12 protein-coding genes are annotated in these 13,964 nt (G+C 68.5%); 7 read left to right on the top strand and 5 right to left on the bottom strand.

The features are described 5' to 3' along the window. Positions 1–84 precede the first annotated feature (84 nt). The 4 genes from pabB to F3J10_RS23370 all read right to left on the bottom strand — a co-directional run bounded on the left by pabB (position 85) and on the right by F3J10_RS23370 (position 5,274). Positions 85–1,647 carry an aminodeoxychorismate synthase component I gene (gene pabB, locus F3J10_RS23385; protein WP_084152514.1) on the bottom strand — a complete coding sequence of 521 codons (1,563 nt, stop codon included), beginning with the start codon at positions 1,645–1,647 and terminating at the stop codon, positions 85–87. A gap of 130 nt (positions 1,648–1,777) precedes the next feature. Next, positions 1,778–2,329: a VOC family protein gene (locus F3J10_RS23380; RefSeq protein WP_167243102.1), complete on the bottom strand. Its 552-nt coding sequence runs from the start codon at positions 2,327–2,329 to the stop codon at positions 1,778–1,780. Between the two features lie 673 nt (positions 2,330–3,002). Beyond that, positions 3,003–3,917 carry a LysR substrate-binding domain-containing protein gene (locus F3J10_RS23375; protein ID WP_167243101.1) on the bottom strand — a complete coding sequence of 305 codons (915 nt, stop codon included), beginning with the start codon at positions 3,915–3,917 and terminating at the stop codon, positions 3,003–3,005. A gap of 25 nt (positions 3,918–3,942) precedes the next feature. After that, a complete protein-coding gene (locus F3J10_RS23370; protein ID WP_166914530.1) occupies positions 3,943–5,274 on the bottom strand; it encodes an MFS transporter in 1,332 nt (443 codons plus the stop codon). Between the two features lie 302 nt (positions 5,275–5,576). Here F3J10_RS23370 and F3J10_RS23365 point away from each other — a divergent pair, with 302 nt between their 5' ends. Then, entirely contained in the window at positions 5,577–6,395 is an 819-nt protein-coding gene (locus tag F3J10_RS23365; protein WP_123038013.1) for a class II aldolase/adducin family protein, read from the top strand. Between the two features lie 79 nt (positions 6,396–6,474). Here the strand turns inward: F3J10_RS23365 and F3J10_RS23360 are convergent, their stop codons facing one another. Next, positions 6,475–7,461 (bottom strand): alpha/beta hydrolase, encoded by a 987-nt coding sequence (locus F3J10_RS23360; RefSeq protein WP_167243100.1) that lies wholly within the window; start codon positions 7,459–7,461, stop codon positions 6,475–6,477. Between the two features lie 184 nt (positions 7,462–7,645). On the opposite strand from F3J10_RS23360, the gene F3J10_RS23355 reads away from it, so the two are divergent. The 6 genes from F3J10_RS23355 to F3J10_RS23330 form a co-directional block, all read left to right on the top strand. After that, positions 7,646–8,917 carry an FAD-dependent oxidoreductase gene (locus F3J10_RS23355; RefSeq protein WP_167243099.1) on the top strand — a complete coding sequence of 424 codons (1,272 nt, stop codon included), beginning with the start codon at positions 7,646–7,648 and terminating at the stop codon, positions 8,915–8,917. A gap of 143 nt (positions 8,918–9,060) precedes the next feature. After that, the gene (locus F3J10_RS23350; RefSeq protein WP_167243098.1) at positions 9,061–10,449 is read left to right on the top strand and encodes an LLM class flavin-dependent oxidoreductase; all 1,389 of its coding nucleotides are present in this window, start codon (positions 9,061–9,063) and stop codon (positions 10,447–10,449) included. A 146-nt stretch (positions 10,450–10,595) separates the two neighbouring features. After that, on the top strand, positions 10,596–11,363 hold the full coding sequence (locus F3J10_RS23345; protein ID WP_167243097.1) for a GntR family transcriptional regulator: 768 nt from the start codon (positions 10,596–10,598) through the stop codon (positions 11,361–11,363). Next, a complete protein-coding gene (locus F3J10_RS23340; protein ID WP_167243096.1) occupies positions 11,363–13,147 on the top strand; it encodes a fumarate reductase/succinate dehydrogenase flavoprotein subunit in 1,785 nt (594 codons plus the stop codon). The genes F3J10_RS23345 and F3J10_RS23340 overlap by 1 nt, the downstream gene beginning before the upstream one ends. An 11-nt stretch (positions 13,148–13,158) precedes the next feature. Then, positions 13,159–13,404 (top strand): ferredoxin family protein, encoded by a 246-nt coding sequence (locus F3J10_RS23335; RefSeq protein WP_013690428.1) that lies wholly within the window; start codon positions 13,159–13,161, stop codon positions 13,402–13,404. 43 nt (positions 13,405–13,447) lie between these two features. Further along, positions 13,448–13,964, top strand: a 517-nt coding sequence (locus F3J10_RS23330) for a HEAT repeat domain-containing protein (protein ID WP_205200424.1), incomplete at its 3' end; no start/stop codon positions are given.

The following is a 13,964-nucleotide window of genomic DNA, read 5'->3' as shown; positions in this document are numbered from 1 at the left end:
TGTTGCGACAGGTCCCGCTGCGTTCAGCGCGAGCGCGGCCCCGATCGCGAATCTCGTTTGCCTAATGGCGCGCCGCGCGCGCCCTTATTCCGTTGCCGTGCTTGCGCTGTCGTGCTCTCGTGCCGTCTCGCGTTCGGGCCGGCTTGCCGGGGGCGCCGAAGCCTCGCCGTCGATCGCCCCCGCCTCCAGCCGGCGCAAGGCTTCCGCCACGCCGCGCGCCTTCACGATGGTTTCCTCGAACTCCTCGATCGGATCGGACAGCGCCGTGATCGCGCCGCCCACGCCGAGCCGGGCCACGCCCTCGCTGATCGTCACCGAGCGGATCACGATGTTGAAATCGCAGGCGCCCGACAGCCCGAACCAGCCAAGCGAACCGGAATAGATGCCGCGCGGGCCTTCCTCGAGCCGGTCGATGATGTCCATGGTGCGTTTCTTCGGTGCGCCCGTCATCGAGCCGCCGGGGAACGCCGCACGGATGCAGTCGACCGAGGACACCCCGGGCTTGAGTTCGCCGCGTATGGTCGACACCAGTTGATGGACGTGCGAGTAGCTCTCGACGTCGAACAGCTTGGGCACATGCACCGATCCGATCCGGCTGACCTGCCCCAGGTCGTTGCGCAGCAGGTCGACGATCATCAGGTTCTCGGCGCGGTCCTTCTCGCTGCCGCGCAGGTCGGCGATCAGCGCCGCATCCTCCTCGGCGCTGCCGCCGCGCGGGCGCGTGCCCTTGATCGGCTTGGCCTCGGCGCGCCCATGGCGATCGACGCTGAGGAAGCGCTCCGGCGAGGCACCCACGTGCGCGAATCCATCCACCTCGAAATAGGCCGCATGCGGCGCCGGCGAAAGCTCGCGCAGCACGCGATAGAGATCGAACGGCGAGCGGTCGAAGGCGAAGGTGATCAGGTTGGTGAGGCAGATTTCGTAGCTCTCGCCGTTGACGATCTCGATCAGCGCCTCGCGAATCTTCGCGATATAGCTGGCCCGGTCGTGGCGCATCACGGCATGCCGGGCAATCCAGTTCTCGACCTCGGCCAGCGACAGCCTGCGACGCGGCGGTGCTTCGGCACGGGCCGCCGGCACCGTCAGCGCCGACGCCCGCAACTGCGCTTCCACGCCGTCGAACCAGGCTTCGGCTTCGCGCTCGCCTTGCGCGTCGTCCCCGTCGACCAGATGCAGCAGCCAGGTCCGGGCGTCGCGATGATCGATCGCGACCAGCCGCGTGGCGAACACGAAAGCCGCATCGTGCGTGTCCGAGCGCCAGGCCCGCGTGCCGCCCGTCTCGCCCTTCAGCTCGTAGCCGAGCACGCCGGCATAACCGAGATTGAAATCGAAGGGCAGCTCGTCGTCCGCGTCCACGGCCATGGTCGCGAGCCTGGCCTTGAGCCAGTCGAACAGGCTCTCGACCCGCAGCGTCTCGCCATGCTCGCCGCGCCGCAGGCTCAGGCGCCGCTCATGCTGGTCGTAGCTGAGGGTTTCGCCGAGCGGGCCACCGGCATCGCCCATGAAGCTGAAGCGCGAGAAACCCGGCGTCACCACGCTGCTTTCGAACAGGAACTTGCCGCGCGATGGCAGGAACACGCGCTCGAACAGGTCCAGCACGTCAGGGCAATGGTCCAGCGCGCGGCGCCGGATCTGGAATCGACCCATGATGAAATCCTTGCAATAATCCCGTCGCCGGGAACAGCGGACGCACACAGGCGCCGCGCAGAGCCAGGCTGGAAAGCCTGGCCGCTGCGCGTCGACCGGCGGTGCCGGTTAGATCGCTATTCAGTCGTTTTCAGTACTTGCCGGATTGCTCGAGCTGGTCGAACAGGTCCTGCACGTTGTCCTCGAGAAAACCTTCCTCGCCGGAGCGATGGATCAGCTCGAAGCTCATGCCGGTGTTGTGGCAGCGCGAGGAAAACGCCTGGGTCAGCCCGCTGCCCTTGATCACCTTGGTGTCGAAGCCGAGCCCGCGCGACTTCAGCGAATCGACGGCCGCCTCCACGTCCTCGACGGCCATCGCGATATGCGCGACGCCGACGCCATGGTGCTCGACCAGCTTCGAGACCTGCGATTCGGGCTCGGTGCCCTGGCACAGCACGAAACGAATGCCGTTCAGTTCCATCTCGGCGGACACCATGCCGGTGCGCGCGCCCTTGATATGGCGGCGCTGCTTCAGCTCGAAACCGAGCACGTCGCGGAACAGCCGCACGCCCTCCTCGAGATCTTTCACCGCGAGCGCGATATGGTCGATGCGCTGGAAGGAAACGTTTGCGTCCGCGGCCTTGGAACCGGACGGCTCGCCCGGATCGGCGGCACGGACTGCGTGGGGAATACCTGCGTTCATAGGGATGCGTCCTGCGAAACGGAAGCGCGCCTGATCGGCGCGTACGAGCGCATGCCGTGGTTGGCTCGATCGGCCGACCACGGCAATACGGGCGGATGACTGGCAGGGGAATGGATGGGATCGCGGGAAGAAAAGCCGCGCGCAAGGACACGTTCGCGCGCCGTTCCGCAAAATCGGATCGGCGAGTGAATGCGCGATGGAATCACGGCGCGGTTTTCCAATGCCACCTCAGTCCGCGTGATACGGACGAAATGAATGCATCGCGACCATGGTTTGCCCTCTCATATTTTCGTTAGCGACGCATTCAACAGTGACAAATTCGAACTGTCAATACAATCGATTCGATCGAATCGATTATGCAAACGAGCGCGCGTGTTTGGGAGAGGTGTCTGCTTTATTTTGCCGTGCCGCGGCAAGCCCCGCAGTCAGGCGCCAAGGCCTTGCCGGCCGGACCTCACAAGTTTGTCCAGCGCGATTACAAGAATTTTCAGTACTGGAATGGAAATAAATGGCGAGAGTCGGCGCTAAGAATTATTCAGGTTTTCTTGAGCTTGTTTGAGGATGTTTTGTTATTCCACCGATTGATACCGATTGTCTCCATTCGGGAATGGAAACTGCGTTTCCCTGCTTAATATCGTCGACATCGACTCATAACACAATGAATCGCACTCAACTATCGAGCGACATCCCGCGAGGCACGATATTCCGCCATTTCCCCTTCGAGCCAGCCGGCGAAGGTGACGAGCGGCGCCGAATCCTGTTTCTGCTCCGGATACAGCAGATAGGTTTTCTGGGCATTGACCGTCGCATAATCGCCGACGCGCACCAGCCGCCCTTCCCTCAGCTCGGTTTCGATCAGCAGGCGCGGCAGCAAGGCCAGCCCGAGCCCGGCCACGGCGGCCTGGATCGCCATGATGAAGAAGTCGAAGAAATGATCGCCGCCATGCGGCTCCGCGCGCGGCGTCGCGGCGGCCTCGGCCCAGTTCATCCAGGCGCCGGGCAGGTCGCGCGCATGAATCCACGGCATCGCGGCGATCCGGGCCGGATCGGCACCCTCGACGCGGCCCGGCGCGGCCACGATCCAGAGCTCGTCGTCGGCGATCAGCACGCGACCGGCCAGGCCCGGCAACAAGGTCTTCTCGAAGTGGATCGCGGCGTCGAAATTGAGATCCTGGAAATAGGTCGCCTGATCGCGGCCGGTCAGGCGTAGCTGGATATTGGCGTGGCGCGCGTGAAAGCGCGGCAGCCGCGGCACCAGCCATTGCGCGCCGAAGGTCACGCCCACCGCCACGCGCAGCGTAGAGCGCTCGCCTTGCGCGAGCAACTGCTGGGTGTCCTGGCGGATCTGCTCGAGATGCAGGCGGATACGGTGGGCATAATCGGCGCCGGCCTCGGTCAGCACCAGCCGCTGGCTGACGCGCCGGAACAGCTCCACGCCGAGGCTGGCCTCCAGCTCGTTGACCTTCTTGCAGATCGCGCCATGCGTGAGCTGCAACTCGGCGGCGGCCTTCGAGAAACTCTGGTGCCGCGCCGATGCCTCGAAGGCCTGCAAGGCGGTCAGACTGGGAATGCCTCGACGCAGCGACACGGCTCGTCCTCCGGAAAATCGAGCCTCATTTTAGCGCCATGCTTCCTTCGAAGGCGCGCCGCTTCGGTCGATCGAGCACGATGGCCAGCGCCGAGCCGATCGTCATCGCCACCGCGATGGCGATGAAGGCGAGCCGGAAGGTGCCGGTCGTGTCGCGCACCCAGCCGATGAAATACGGCATCAGAAAGCCCGAGGACACGCCGATGCTGGTGATCAGCGCGATGCCGGCCGCCGCCGCGCGATCGGTGAGGATGCGCGTGGGCAACTGCCAGAAGGTCGAGATGCTGCAGAAGCAGGCGGTGGTGCCAACCGCGAGCACGGCCACCGTCGCCAGCGGCGAGCCAAGGTACAGCGCGCTGGCCAGCGTCACCGCCGACAGCATCAAGGGCCCCGCCACATGGCCGGCATGCACGCGCCGGCGCGATACCAAACGGCCCCAGGCCAGCACGCCCACCACCGCCACCGCGAACGGCACGGCCGAGATCAGGCCGATCTGCGTGAGCGAGAGGTGAGCGCTGCCGCTGAAGGTCTTCACCACCTGGGGGAGGAAATACAGGAGTCCGATGATTCCCGAGTTGATGCCGAAATAGACCAGGCCCAGCGCCCAGACCTTCGGATTGCCGAGCGCCTTGCGCGCGCTGTCGGGCTGCACCGTCGCGGCCGCGCTTTCCTGTTCGGCCGCCAGCGCCGCGCGCAGGCGGGCGTGGTCGGCCTCGCCGAGCCCGCGCCAGGCATGCGGGCCGTCGGGCAGCCAGAACCAGGCCACCACGCCGAGCAGCATCGCCGGCACGCCCTCCAGCAGGATCATGGCGCGCCAGCCGGTGATGCCGAACACGCTCGCGTGCTCCATGATCCAGGTCGACACCGGCGCGCCGAGCATGCCCGTGAGCGGGATCGACATGGTGAACAGCGACATCATCCAGACGCGGTTGCGCGCCGGCATCCACAAGGTCAGGTAATAGACCATGCCCGGATAGAGCCCGGCCTCGAAGGCGCCGAGCAGGAAACGTGCCGCGTAGAGCCAGTGCGCGTTCGGCACGAAGCTGGTGAGCGAGGACAGCAGGCCCCAGCTCAGCAGGATGCGCGTCATCCAGCGGCGCGCGCCGTAGCGATGCATGAACAGGTTGCTCGGCACCTCGCAGAGGATGTAGCCGAGGAAGAACAGGCTGGCCGACAGCCCGTATTGCGCCGCGCTCATGCCGAGCTCGGCGTTCATGGTCAGCGCCGCATAGCCGACGTTGGCGCGATCGAGCTGGTTGGCGACGTACATCAGCACCATCAGCGGGCCGATCCGCCACGCGATGCGTTTCATCAAGTCGGGCGGCAGCGCGGGCTGCGTGTCGTGGGTAGCGGCCATGGGCGGGTCCGGTGGCTGGGTCGGTGGGCAGGCGGGCGCACGCCGGGAGCGGGCGCGTCGCGCGGCTCGGGGCTGGCCCTGCCGCGTCGATGTCATTTAGCACCGGCCGAATTTCCATGGCAATCCACGAAAAGTCACCAGCCTGTGACGCTTCGGCATGACTGCGCCGGCGCCTGTGAAAAAAGCTCACACGAGCTTGCCCAATCGTCGCTTTACGCTGGCGAGCGCGGCGCCGGAGAATGCATCCATCGAGGGCCAGTGACGCCCGCCGCCCCATCCTCCCCATTCCCCGAAGGCCTCGCATGACAGCAGCGGACCCGAACGACTACCAGATCCCCACCCCGATCGGCGGCACCCTGCCGGTTCCTCATACCTATTCGACGATCGAGGCCGAGCGCCGCCACCGCAAGCTCAAGCTGGCCGCCGCGTATCGGCTGCTGGCGCGCTTCGGGCTGACCGAGGGCATCGCCGGCCACGTCACGGCGCGCGACCCCGAGCATCACGATCGTTATTGGGTCAACCGCTACGCGCAGCACTTCTCGACGGTCCATCCCGACGACCTGATCTGCATCGACGACGACGGCCGGGTCCATCACGGCGACGGCCCCGTCAACGCGGCCGCGGTGGCGATCCATTGCGGCATCCACGGCACCATCGCCTCGGCGGTGGCCGCCGTGCACACGCATACCACCTACGGCCGCGCCTTCGCCGCGCGCGAGCGGCTGCTCGCGCCGATCAACCAGGAAGCCTGCCTGTTCTTCGAGAACCACGTGGTGTTTCGCGGCGACGTGGTGGTGCTCGCCACCGACGAGGGCCGCCGCATCGCGCAGGCCATGGGCGACTGCAAGGCCGCGATCCTGCTCAACCACGGGCTGCTGACGATCGGCTCGAGCGTGGATTCGGCCGTCTATCGCTTCATCGCGATGGAGCGCTGCGCGCAGGTGCAGCTGCTGGCCGAGGCGGCCGGCCCGATCGAGGTGCTGGGCGACGAGGAGGCACGCGGCATCCGCCGCCATCTCGCGTCCGATTACGTGGCCTGGCTGGGCTTCCAGGGCTTGTACGAGCAACTGCTGCGCGAGCATGCCGACCTGCGCGCCTATGGCGAGGCGATTCCGCTATAAAGCCAGCGGCATGCCCGGCGCCGCCGTTTCGCGCTTCATGCCGTGAACAGGCGCGCGCCGGGCATCGCCAAGCCCAGGCTCAACCCCGCCCCCAGCCCACCTCGCCCAGGAAGGCCAGCATCTCGCGATTGACCTCGGCGGGCCGCTCCTGCTGGGTCCAATGCCCGCAACCAGGCAGGCGCACCGTGCGCGCCAGGCGCGGCACCCACCGCGCCTGCGCCTCCAGCAAGGCCGAATTGCCCTTGAAGGCCAGCACCAGGTCGCGCTCGCCGGCGATATAGAGCGCCGGCACCTCCACCTTGCGCCCCTCGAAGGCGGCCAGCGTCTGCCAGTTGCGCTCGATATTGCGGTACCAGTTCAGCGGGCCGCGAAAGCCGTTGCGCGCGAAGGCGGCCGTGTAGACGTCGACATCCGCCTCGCCGAGCCAGGACGGCAGCACCGCCGGCCCCGAATACGGCAGCCGGCCCGTGCGCGGCACCATGCCCGGCCGGCGCGGCGGCTCGCCTTCGGCCGGCGGCGGCATGTCCCCGCTGGTGGCGAACAGCAGGCCGCGCAGATAGCCGCGCGTATCGCGCTCGTAATCGGCCTCGGCCACGCCGGGCTCCTGGAAATAGAGCTGGTAGAACACCTCGTGCTCCGTCTCCGGCAGCTTGCGCGAGGTGCTGACCTGGCCGCGCGGGATGAAGGGCACGCTCAGCGCGATCACGGCCGGGAAGCGATCGGCTCGCAGCAGCGCGGCATGCCAGGCCACCACCGCGCCCCAGTCGTGCCCGGCCACCACCGCCGATTCGATGCCCAGCGCATCGAGCACGCCCACCAGGTCGCCGACCAGGCGCAGCACGGTGTAGTCTTCGATTCCAGGCGGGCTGTCGCTCTCGCCGTAGCCGCGCATGTCGAGCGCGATCGCCCGGTAGCCGGCCGCGGCCAGCGCCGGCAACTGGTGGCGCCAGGAATACCAGCACTCGGGGTAGCCATGGCAGAGCAGGACGGCCGGGCCCTCACCTTGTTCGACCAGATGAAGGCGAACGCCGTCGACACTCAGCTCGCGATGAATGGGATCGCTCACGCGCACACTCCTTGGGAAACGGGGACGGGCGCCCAGTATGTCATCGCTCGCGCCCACCCGGGGCCGGGCCGGCCGAAGCCCGCCGCAGTCGCCCGAAGCCGGCAGATTCTGGCCGATGCTGGCCGTCAGCTTTTTGTCATGTCACGATGGCCGCCGGCTCGTTTCCTCATCGGTTTTTCCGCGCATGTCCGCATCCTCGCTTCCCGTCGCCGTGCTCGGCGGCGGCATCATCGGCAGCTGTGCCGCCGCCTACCTGCGCCGCGCCGGCCACGAGGTGCTGCTGATCGATCGCGGCGACCCGCGCGAGGCCGCCTCGTTCGGCAATGCCGGCTGCCTGAACGGCTCCTCGATCGTGCCGGTCGCGATGCCGGGCGTGCTGCGCCATGTGCCGCATTGGCTGCTCGATCCGGAAGGCCCGCTGGTGCTGCGCTGGCGCTACCTGCCGCGCCTGCTGCCCTGGCTCGCGCGCTTCGTGGCGGCAGGCACGCCCGAGCGCGTGGCCGCCCAGGCCGGCGCCCTGCGCGGGCTGATCGCCGGCAGCGTCGAGGCCTACCGCGCGCTGGCCGCCGAAGCCGGGCTGGGCGAACTGTTCGAGCAACGCGGCCACCTGGTCGCCTACACCAGCGAGCAAGGCCATGCCGGCGATGCCTACGCGATGTCCCTGCGGGAAGCGAACGGCATCGCCGTCGAGGAGGTGCCGCGCGCGGCGCTGCGCGAGCTGGAGCCCGATCTTGCCGACCGCTTCCTGCGCGCGCGGCTGATCCGCGAAACCGGGCACCTGAGCGACCCCGGCGCCTTCGTCGAGGGCCTCAAGCGCGACCTGCTCGCGCGCGGCGGCAGGATCGTCGACGCGCAGGTGCTCGGCGTGATCGACAACGGCGCCCGGCTCACCGGCGTCGCCACCAGCGCCGGCACCTTCGAGGTGAAGGGCGCGGTGGTGGCGCTGGGCGCCTGGTCGGCGCGCCTCGCGGCCCGGCTCGGCGATCGCGTGATGCTCGACACCGAGCGCGGCTACCACCTGGAGGTGCCGCAAGCGGCGGCCGGCCCGCGCATCCCGACGCTGTGGTCCGAGGCGAAGATCTTCAGCACGCCGATGGCCGGGCGCGTGCGCTGCGCCGGCACGGTGGAGTTCGCCGGGCTCGACGCGCCGCCCGACTGGCGCCGCTGCACGCTGCTGGCGCGCCAGTTGCGGCGCATGTACCCGGCGCTCGGCGCGGCCCCCGAGCAGGCGGCCGGACAGGCCGAGCTGCGCTGGATGGGCCGCCGCCCCAGCACGCCCGATTCCCTGCCGGTGATCGGCCGCGCCGCGCGCTTCGAGAACGCCGTGTACGCCTTCGGCCATGGCCATATCGGCCTGACCGCCGGCGCGCCGACCGGCCGCCTGGTCGCGCAACTGCTGTCCGGCGAGCGCCCCTCGATCGATCTGGCGCCGTTCTCGGCCGCGCGCTGGCGCTGAAGCGCGAGCGCAACCACCGCCCGCGCCGCGGCCGCTATCGTCGAATCGCTGCGAAGCAAATCCGGATTCCTTGGTTGGGAACGCGCGCGCGCCATGCGAGCCTAGCTGGTTTCGACCAACCCGCCCGGGCGCGCCCCTCGACGATGACAGGAAAGCCGATCCGCCTGAACGCGTTCAACATGAACTGCGTCGGCCACATCAACCATGGTCTGTGGACGCATCCGCGCGACCGTTCCACCGACTACCGCTCGCTCGCCTACTGGACCGACCTCGCCCGCCTGCTCGAACGCGGCCTGTTCGACGGGCTGTTCATCGCCGATATCGTCGGCGTCTACGACGTCTATGGCCAGTCGCTCGACCTGACGCTGCGCGAGTCGATCCAGTTGCCCGTCAACGACCCGATGATGCTGGTCTCGGCGATGGCCGCCGCCACGCAACACCTCGGCTTCGGCATCACCGTGAACCTGACCTACGAGGCGCCCTACCTGCTGGCCCGGCGCTTCTCGACGCTCGACCACCTGAGCGGCGGCCGGATCGGCTGGAACATCGTGACGGGCTACCTCGACAGCGCGGCGCGCGCGATGGGCCTGGCCGGCCAGATCGAGCACGACGAGCGCTACGACCGCGCCGACGAGTACCTGGAAGTGGCCTACAAGCTGTGGGAAGGCAGCTGGGAGGACGGCGCGGTGCGCCGCGACCGCGAGGCGCGCGTGTTCGCCGATCCGGCCAAGGTGCACCGCATCCGCCATCGCGGCCGCTTCTACGAGGTCGACGGCTACCACCTCGCCGAACCCTCGCCGCAGCGCACGCCGGTGCTGTTCCAGGCCGGCTCCTCGGGGCGCGGCCAGCAGTTCGCGGCGCGCCATGCCGAATGCGTGTTCGTGTCGAGCGGCAGCCGCGCCGGCACGCGCAAGCTGGTGGCCGAGCTGCGCCGCCAGGCGGCCGAGGCCGGGCGCGATCCGGCGGACTTGAGGATCTTCATGGGCGTGACGGTGATCGTCGGGCGCACCGAGGCCGAGGCGCGCGAGAAGTTCGCCGAGTACGCGCGCCACGCCAGCCCCGAGGCCGGCCTCGCGCATTTCGCGGCCGGCAGCGGCATCGATTATTCGCGCTTCGATCTCGACGACGTGATCGCGCCCGACGGCACGAAAAAACCGCGCGGCATCGAATCCTCGGTGCAGCGCGTCACCGACGGCCGGCCCGATTTCACGGTGCGCGACCTGCTCGGCCAGATGGCGCTGGGCGGGCGCTACGCGACCATCGTCGGCGACGCCTCGCAGGTGGCCGACGCGCTGATCGGCTGGATCGACGAGACCGATATCGACGGCTTCAACCTGGCGCGCACGGTCACGCCGGAAAGCTACGAGGATTTCATCGAGCTGGTGATCCCCGAGTTGCAGGCGCGCGGCCGCTACAAGACCGCCTATGCCGAGGGCACGCTGCGCGAGAAGCTGTTCGGCGGCGCGGCCACGCTGCCGGCAGCGCATGCGGGCGCGGCTTATCGCCGGCAGCCCGAAGCCGCCGCGCGTTGATGCCGACCTTCCTTCCGACGCGATAAGCGCGATTCCGCTGCTTGAGCACCACCCCCGCCAAACCGGGAATCGATATCTGAATTGATTGGTTTGGCGGCGATTCGACGCTCCCTACACTCGTCATGTCTTGTCATGACAAGTTGACCATGTCGAAAACCAACCTGGTGCCGCTGTCCCCGCAGCCGCTCTACGAACAGATCAAGGACACGCTGCGCTCTCGCATCCTCGACGGCAGCTACCCGCCCCACAGCCGCATGCCGTCCGAAAGCGAACTGTGCGCGATGTACGGCGTGAGCCGCATCACCGTGCGCCAGGCGCTCGGCGATCTGCAGAAGGAAGGCCTGGTGTTCCGCCTGCACGGCAAGGGCACCTTCGTGTCGAAACCGAAGGCCTTCCAGAACGTCGCCTCGCTGCAGGGCTTCGCCGAGGCGATGTCGTCGATGGGCTACGAGATCGTGAACCAGCTGCGCAGCTTCGGCATCGTCAAGGCCGATCGCCACGTGGCCGCCAGGCTGAACCTGCCCGAGGGCGCCAGCGTGGCCGAGATCCACCGCGTGCGCCTGCTCAACCGCGAGCCGGTCTCGCTCGAGATCACCTGGGTGCCGGAGGCGCTCGGCAAGCGCCTGGCCGGCGCCGACCTCGTCACGCGCGACATCTTCCTGATCCTGGAGAACGACTGCGGCGTGCCGCTCGGCCATGCCGACCTGTCGATCGATGCGATCCTCGCCGACGACGACATCGTCGAGGCGCTGCGCGTGGAAGACGGCAGCCCGGTGCTGCGCATCGAGCGCCTGACGCACGACGAGGCCGGCGCGCCGATCGATTACGAACACCTGTATTTCCGCGGCGACGCCTTCCAGTACCGGCTGCGCGTCGATCGCAGGAAACCGCATGAACACCGGAGGACCTCGTGATGAATACCCAAGTGCTCGACTACGACCTGGTGGTGGTGGGCGGCGGCACCGCCGGCCCGATGGCCGCGATCAAGGCCAAGGAACGCAACCCGGCGCTGCGCGTGCTGCTGCTGGAGAAGGCCGGCGTCAAGCGCAGCGGCGCGATCTCGATGGGCATGGACGGCCTGAACAATGCCGTGATCCCCGGCCACGCCACGCCCGAGCAGTACACGCGCGAGATCACCATCGCCAACGACGGCATCGTCGATCAATCCGCCGTGCATGCCTACGCGAAGCACAGCTACACCACCATCGAGCAGCTCGACCGCTGGGGCGTGAAGTTCGAGAAGGACGGCAACGGCGACTACGCGGTCAAGAAGGTCCATCACATGGGCGCCTACGTGCTGCCGATGCCCGAGGGCCACGACATCAAGAAGATCCTCTACCGGCAGTTGAAGCGCGCGCGCATCGCGATCACCAATCGCGTGGTCGCCACCCGCGTGCTGACCGACGCGCAGGGGCGCGCCGCCGGCGTGCTGGGCTTCGACTGCCGCACCGCGCAGTTCCAGGTGATCCGCGCCAAGGCCGTGATTCTCTGCTGCGGCGCGGCCGGGCGGCTCGGCCTGCCCGCCTCGGGCTACCTGATGGGCACCTACGAGAACCCGACCAACGCCGGCGACGGCTACGCGATGGCCTATCACGCCGGCGCCGCGCTGGCCAACCTCGAGTGCTTCCAGATCAATCCGCTGATCAAGGACTACAACGGCCCGGCCTGCGCCTACGTGACCGGGCCGCTGGGCGGCTTCACCGCCAACGGCCAGGGCGAGCGCTTCATCGAATGCGACTACTGGAGCGGCCAGATGATGTGGGAGTTCTACCAGGAACTGCAGAGCGGGCGCGGCCCGGTGTTCCTGAAGCTCGACCACCTGGCCGAGGAAACCATCCGCAACATCGAGCAGATCCTGCACACCAACGAGCGGCCCAGCCGCGGCCGTTTCCATGAAGGGCGCGGCACCGACTACCGCCATCAGATGGTGGAGATGCATATCTCCGAGATCGGTTTCTGCAGCGGCCACAGCGCCTCGGGCGTGTATGTGGACGAGCATGCGCGCACCACCGTGCCGGGTCTCTACGCCGCCGGCGACATGGCCGCCGTGCCGCACAACTACATGCTCGGCGCCTTCACCTACGGCTGGTTCGCGGGCGAGCACGCGGCCGAGGACATCGCCGGGCGCGAGCTGTCGCCGCTCGACCAGGAACAGGTGGCGGCCGAGCGCGAGCGCGTGCTGGCACCGCTGCATCGCGAGCACGGCCTCGCGCCGAACCAGGTCGAGTACAAGCTGCGCCGCATGGTGAACGACTACCTGCAGCCGCCCAAGGTCACGCGCAAGATGGAGATCGGCCTGCAGCGCTTCGAGGAGATCGGCGCCGACATCGAGGCGATCAAGGCCACCCACCCGCACGAGCTGATGCGCGCGGCCGAGGTGCGGGCGATCCGCGATTGCGCCGAGATGGCCGCGCGCGCCTCGCTGTTCCGCACCGAGAGCCGCTGGGGCCTCTATCACCATCGCGTCGATTTCCCCGAGCGCAACGACCGCGACTGGTTCTGCCACACGCACCTGAGCCGCGACGACCAGGGCCGCATGAGAAGCGAGAAGCGCGCCGTCGAGCCTTACGTGGTACCGGTCTCCGACGCGGAGCTGGGCGCGTATTCGCAGTTGCGGATCCGCGAGCGCGCCACCGCCAACGCAACCGCCAACGCAACCACCGGCGCCGACGCTCACGCCGCGCCCGCCCTCAGCTGAGAACCCCGACCATGCCGACCACCCCGCACGACATCCTCCAGCGCAGCAGCGCCCCCGTGACCATCGACGAGGCGCTGTGCATCGCCGAGAAGGGCTGCACCGTCTGCGTCGACGTCTGCCCGCTCGACCTGCTGGCGATCGACACCTCGAAGGGCAAGGCCTACATGCAGTTCGACGAGTGCTGGTACTGCATGCCCTGCGAACGCGATTGCCCGACCGGCGCCGTCAAGGTCGAGATCCCGTACCTGCTGCGCTGAGCGCGGCCCGCCACCTTCACGCTCCCTCGCCCCCGCAAGACCGATGACCGACATGCCCCCGATCCACCCTATCGACCTGCCGGCGCTGGCCGCCGGTGTCGATCCCGCCGCGCGAGCGCTGCTGACGCGCGCCGCCGATGCCGATCCGGCCGTGCGCCGCATCGCCGTGTTCGAGCTGGCCGATCTCGGCGATCCCGAGCTGGTGCCTGCCTTCCTCGCCCTGCTCGGCCATGACGCCGACGCCGCGGTGCGCCGCGAGGCGGCCCTGGCGCTGGCCGCCTGGGAGCAGCCCGAGGCGATCGAGGCGCTGTGCGCGGCCCTGCTCGACGCCGATGCCGGCGTGCGCGAGGCCGCCGCGCAAAGCCTGTCGGAGCTGAAGGACCCGGCTTCCGGCGACACGCTGCGCCGCTGGGCCGGCCGGCCCGAACCCTTCGTGGCGCGCGCCGTGTTGCGCGCCCTGCGCGAGCTGCGCCACGCCGATGCCTACGAGCCGGCGCTGGCCGCGCTCGATTCGGACGACGCCGAACTGCGGCTCGAAGCGGTGGCGGTGCTGGGCTGGA

The sequence above is a fragment of the Burkholderia sp. Cy-637 genome, assembly GCF_011753175.1.
GTDB lineage: Bacteria > Pseudomonadota > Gammaproteobacteria > Burkholderiales > Burkholderiaceae > Burkholderia > Burkholderia gladioli.
The sequence above is the reverse complement of the archived record's forward strand: the minus strand, read 5'-3'. Positions and strand labels throughout refer to the sequence as shown.